Origin of the sequence: Candidatus Regiella insecticola LSR1 (genome assembly GCF_000143625.1) — a bacterium.
Classification (GTDB): domain Bacteria; phylum Pseudomonadota; class Gammaproteobacteria; order Enterobacterales; family Enterobacteriaceae; genus Regiella; species Regiella insecticola.
The window spans coordinates 1-4,493 of sequence record NZ_GL379619.1 but is presented as its reverse complement, the minus strand read 5'-3'; the positions used below and the strand labels follow the sequence as shown (position 1 = coordinate 4,493).

Sequence of the window (4,493 nt, the reverse complement as noted above, 5' to 3'; positions counted from 1 at the left end):
AGGTGTATTAGGTAACACATGGCGCTAATTATCTGTATATATACCCAATGAATTTCAAGTTACGGCGGCGTTGGCTGCGGGTGGTTCGCCTCATCAGGTAGTATGTCTACGCTCATCGGTCGGTCGCCCTGGCCACCTAGCCCCGTAACTCGAAATTCATTGGGTATACAATAGACCTCTTTGGAAACCGTAGCGAGTGATGCGGAGTCAAGGCGCCCGGCGCACAGCAACCTTCGTTAACATAAAGTACATGAGGATTGCGCGCACCGGGCAACGCAGGATTCGCGTCACGCAGTAGGTTTCCGAAGAAGTCTAATATACGAATTGTCAGTTGCAGCCAGCGGGGGGAAGAAAACTGTTGGAGCAGAAAAAAAAACTACCATGAAAAATGTTGCTGAAATAGCAGGTGTTTCAACTGCCACGGTATCCCGTACATTGATGAAACCGGAAAAAGTCTCATCTGATACGAGGAAAAAAGTAGAACAGGCTGTAGTCAAAGCGGGGTATTATCCGAATGCTCTTTGTCGCAATGTTAAACATCGTAAATCACATAATATTTTGGTTATTGTACCGGATATCAGCGATCCATTTTTTTTAGAGATTATTCAGGGGATCAAAGAAACGGCACTCGATCATAGTTACCTTATTATTATTGTTGATTGCGTACAACAAATTTGGTCAAAAAAAACCATTATTGATCTTACTATAAGTAAAAAAATTGCTGGTATGTTGCTTTTGGGTGCCAATCTGCCTTTTGATATTACTAAAGAACAACAACCCAATTTGCCACCGATGGTGATGGCTAACGAGTTTGTGCCTGAATTGGAGCTTTCTACGGTACACATTGATAATCTCAGCGCGGCTTTTCAATCTGTTAATTACCTCTACAAGTTGGGTCATCAACATATTGCTTGTGTCGCCGGATTGGAAACTATGCCACTGAGTTATTATCGTTTACAGGGCTATATTCAAGCATTGCGTCGTAACAACATTGCAATAAAAAATGAATATATTGTTCGTGCACATTGTAGCTATGAGGCTGGCATAAAGGCATTTGCTACTTTAATGGCTCTGCCTTATGCGCCAACCGCCATATTTTTTTACAGTGATATTATGGCGGTTGGGGCAATTTGGCAGGCAAAACAATTGGGATTACGGATCCCACAAGATGTTTCGTTAATCGGTTTTGATAATTTGAAGTGTTCGCAGTATTGTGATCCTCCATTAACTACGGTAGCACAACCTAGCTATCAAATTGGTCAAAAAGTGATGTTATTGTTACTTGACCAATTAGCTGGAAAGCGAGCGAAAACGGGTTCTCATTTACTAGATTACGAATTAATTATTCGAAAAAGTACTGCTAGAGCTGAATCAGTCTAATTTGATTCGGCTATATAATCTTAAAGTGACCAGTTAGCCGGCAGATAAATACGCTAAAGCGTTAATCATGGGTATTTAATTGATAAAAGGATTATGTTTTCTTTCGTAGCCGAAAGTTGAAATTTTTCCATGGCCAGGAATGAAGGTTATATCATCACCGAGAGGTAATAATTTATTTTGGATGGAAGAAATGAGTTGGGCATGATCGCTGAGTGGAAAATCAGTACGCCCAACACTACCACGAAAAATGACATCGCCGACTAAAGCTAAACGGTCTGTTTGATTAATGAATACAATATGCCCAGGTGTATGTCCAGGACAGTGCAAGACCATTAATTTTATATCGCCGATAGTAATTTTATCTCCTTCTTTCAACCAGCACGTTGGTTCGAAGGGTTGGCATTCATCAAGGCCAAACATTTTGCTTTGTATGGGTAATTTTTCTAATAAAAAACGGTCTTCTACTGCTGGACCATGAATGGAAACCTGAAAATGTTTAGCCAATTGAGCAGCGGCACCGACGTGATCCAAATGCCCATGAGTTAATAATATTTTGTTGATGGTCACTTTTTTGTGGTTTATTGCAGCAATTAATTTATCCGCGTCACCGCCGGGATCGATTAACGCCGCCTGATACGTCCTTTCGCACCAAATTAATGAGCAATTTTGATTAAATGCTGTAACCGGAAGAATCTCATATTTCATATCAATCTAGCCCAATGAACAGTAGACCTCTTTCCAAACCGTAGTTCGTTATGCGAAGTCAAGGCGCCCCGGCGCACAGCAACCTTCGTTAACATGCAGTACATGAGGATTGCGCGCACCGGGCAACGCAGGATTCGAGTCACGCAGCAGGTTTGGAAAGAGGTCTAGTACCAAAAAAGAAATAATATAATAGTAATCTATAGCTGAATCATTTTAATTTGATTCAAGGTGGAGAAGCAAGACAGTACAAATAGTACGGGAAGCGATGACAACACTTAAATCAAGTTAAAATGATCTGGCTATATACCCACAGTCCTTCAAGTTGTCGCTAGGCGGGGCCAGGGTGTGAGACCGATGAGCGTATACCTACCATGAAGGCGAGCACCCGCAGCCAACACTTCAAAGGCGAGGGGTATGGTACATGACAGAGGATGAGTAATCGCTGCCAACGCTGCCGTAACTTGAAAGGCGAAGGGTATGTAGCGATTACCAAGTCCTTACTCGTCCAGTATCAATATGCAAAAAATTACTCTTGGGATAATAACCTACACCCCCCGCTCGCATTCTTAATGCTGCTTGACGAATGTGATTTAATGAAATACCTTCGATACGAAGATCTGCAGCTTTACCTACTTTATGCAAGCTATTTTCATTCTGGCGAAAATCACGAAAAAAATAATTTAAACGAGTGAGTTCTTCTTTATTGTATCCGATACCGTTGGAAAACTCGGCTTTAATTGATTCACCGGTATGAATATTATTTAGTTTTAAAGTACGAGGGGTGGGTGTTGAAAGAGTAGCTAATGCTTTATTACTCGATAACAGAGAAAAACCTAAAGCAACTCCACCTAATGTTAGCCATTTACGACGATAATTATCTATTTTTTCCATATGTTCGATTGTACCTAGTAATATCAAAACGACAGGACATATTTAATTATTTATTTAAAAATGACTCTATCTGTTATTAATGTTTAATAAATGAACGCCTCGCGCAATAACCGCTCATGAAAAGCGAGTCAACCCACAGGATTTATAATAAATTGTGATATTTACAATAGATAACACAATAATGCATTCAATATAAAAGTTGTTATCTACTGATTTTTAATATTTTTATTGTATTAACGATGTTGCTTACGTGACAATTTGCGTACCAGATTGTGCTGCTGTATCGTAATTGTAAATGTCTGTGCGGAATTGTACTTTTCCTTCTTTGTCGACCCATGATGTTAAATAGTAGAGTAATACAGGGAGATGCTGACGAATATTAACGTAGGTGGTATTTCCTTGTTTTAGCGTGTTGGATAGTCGCGTATCATCCCAACCGGCATCTTTTAATAACATCTTCGCTAAAATAGCTGCTTTATGAACACGTACACAACCTGAACTTAAAGCTAATGTTTCTTTCTGAAATAAGCGATGATTAGGTGTATCATGCAGGTAAATAGAATCTGAGCTCGGCATATTAAATTTATATCTGCCCAAGGAATTATTTGTACCGGGAGCTTGTCTCAAACGATAAGGAAAATTATTAGCGGAGATTAGATGCCAATTTATTGTCGATGGATCGATAATTTTAGCATTATTATTCCAATTGGTGAGAATGGTATAACCGTGCTGTTTTAAATAAGTAGCATCATATTTTACCTTCGGTAAGATATCATTTTTCACCATTGAAGTAGGAACTTTCCACTGTGGATTAATGACAACATTGCTCAGTGCACTGCTCATGAAGGGTGTTTTACGACTGGGTCGTCCGACAATGACCGCTGAAGAAAGTATTTCATTCCCTTCTTGATAATAATGCAGAGAATAATCCGCAATATTGACCATAATACCTGTTTTCATATCAGCAGGAAGAATACGCAGACGTTGCATGTTGAGTGCTAATAAAGTGGCTCGCTTTTGGGGAGAAAGGTTCAACCATTTACGGGTACCTGTACCTATGATGCCGTCGGGCGTTAATCCTTGTGCTTGTTGAAAACGTTTTACTGCCGCCACTAAAGCAGGGTTATAAAGCGTGTCGACGCTAGGAGGAGGCAAATCAGTGACGGGTGTAGTGGCTGTTAGCCAGGTGTTAGCATGTGAGAGGATTTTATGCAGTATGGGTAGATTAACATCGCGTTTACCCGGGATCAGATTCGAGCCGTTAGGCAATTGTGGCCATGGCTGATGTTGTTCAGACAACAGCTTTTTTAAAACCTGACGCATGTTTTTGTATTGTGGATGCTGTGGAGTTAATGAAGCCATATACTCCGCAATATTACCTTGCTGTAACGTCTGCTGCCATCGATTTAAAAAAACTGTTGGTGGTATCCCCATTTTATAGGGGCTATCATCGTATAGCCAAGTTTCTCCTTGTGCGGCAACGTTCGCAACAAAATGCAGATAACCGAACATAGCGT

At 40.3% G+C, this 4,493-nt stretch carries 5 protein-coding genes; 1 reads left to right on the top strand and 4 read right to left on the bottom strand.

All coding sequences use genetic code 11. The features are described 5' to 3' along the window. Positions 1-59 precede the first annotated feature (59 nt). The gene (locus REG_RS13455) at positions 60-230 is read right to left on the bottom strand and encodes a hypothetical protein (RefSeq protein WP_176603494.1); all 171 of its coding nucleotides are present in this window, start codon (positions 228-230) and stop codon (positions 60-62) included. A gap of 94 nt (positions 231-324) precedes the next feature. On the opposite strand from REG_RS13455, the gene cytR reads away from it, so the two are divergent. Then, complete coding sequence (cytR, locus tag REG_RS08155) at positions 325-1,380, top strand: DNA-binding transcriptional regulator CytR (RefSeq protein ID WP_260200246.1); 1,056 nt, start codon at positions 325-327, stop codon at positions 1,378-1,380. Positions 1,381-1,455: 75 nt separating this feature from the next. Here cytR and REG_RS08150 read toward each other — a convergent pair whose 3' ends face one another. From REG_RS08150 to ldtD, 3 genes are all read right to left on the bottom strand, one after another. Beyond that, positions 1,456-2,085 carry an MBL fold metallo-hydrolase gene (locus REG_RS08150; protein WP_006705205.1) on the bottom strand — a complete coding sequence of 210 codons (630 nt, stop codon included), beginning with the start codon at positions 2,083-2,085 and terminating at the stop codon, positions 1,456-1,458. A gap of 486 nt (positions 2,086-2,571) precedes the next feature. Then, positions 2,572-2,976, bottom strand: coding sequence for a DUF882 domain-containing protein (locus REG_RS08145; RefSeq protein ID WP_039908086.1), 405 nt, complete (start codon positions 2,974-2,976; stop codon positions 2,572-2,574). 246 nt (positions 2,977-3,222) lie between these two features. Beyond that, the coding region (gene ldtD, locus REG_RS08140) for a L,D-transpeptidase (RefSeq protein WP_039908084.1) at positions 3,223-4,493 on the bottom strand (1,271 nt) is incomplete at its 5' end.

Coding starts and splice junctions, on each gene's coding strand:
- REG_RS08150 (WP_006705205.1), bottom strand. CDS start 2,085: ATGAAATATGAGATTCTTCCGGTTACAGCATTTAATCAAAATTGCTCA.
- REG_RS08145 (WP_039908086.1), bottom strand. CDS start 2,976: ATGGAAAAAATAGATAATTATCGTCGTAAATGGCTAACATTAGGTGGA.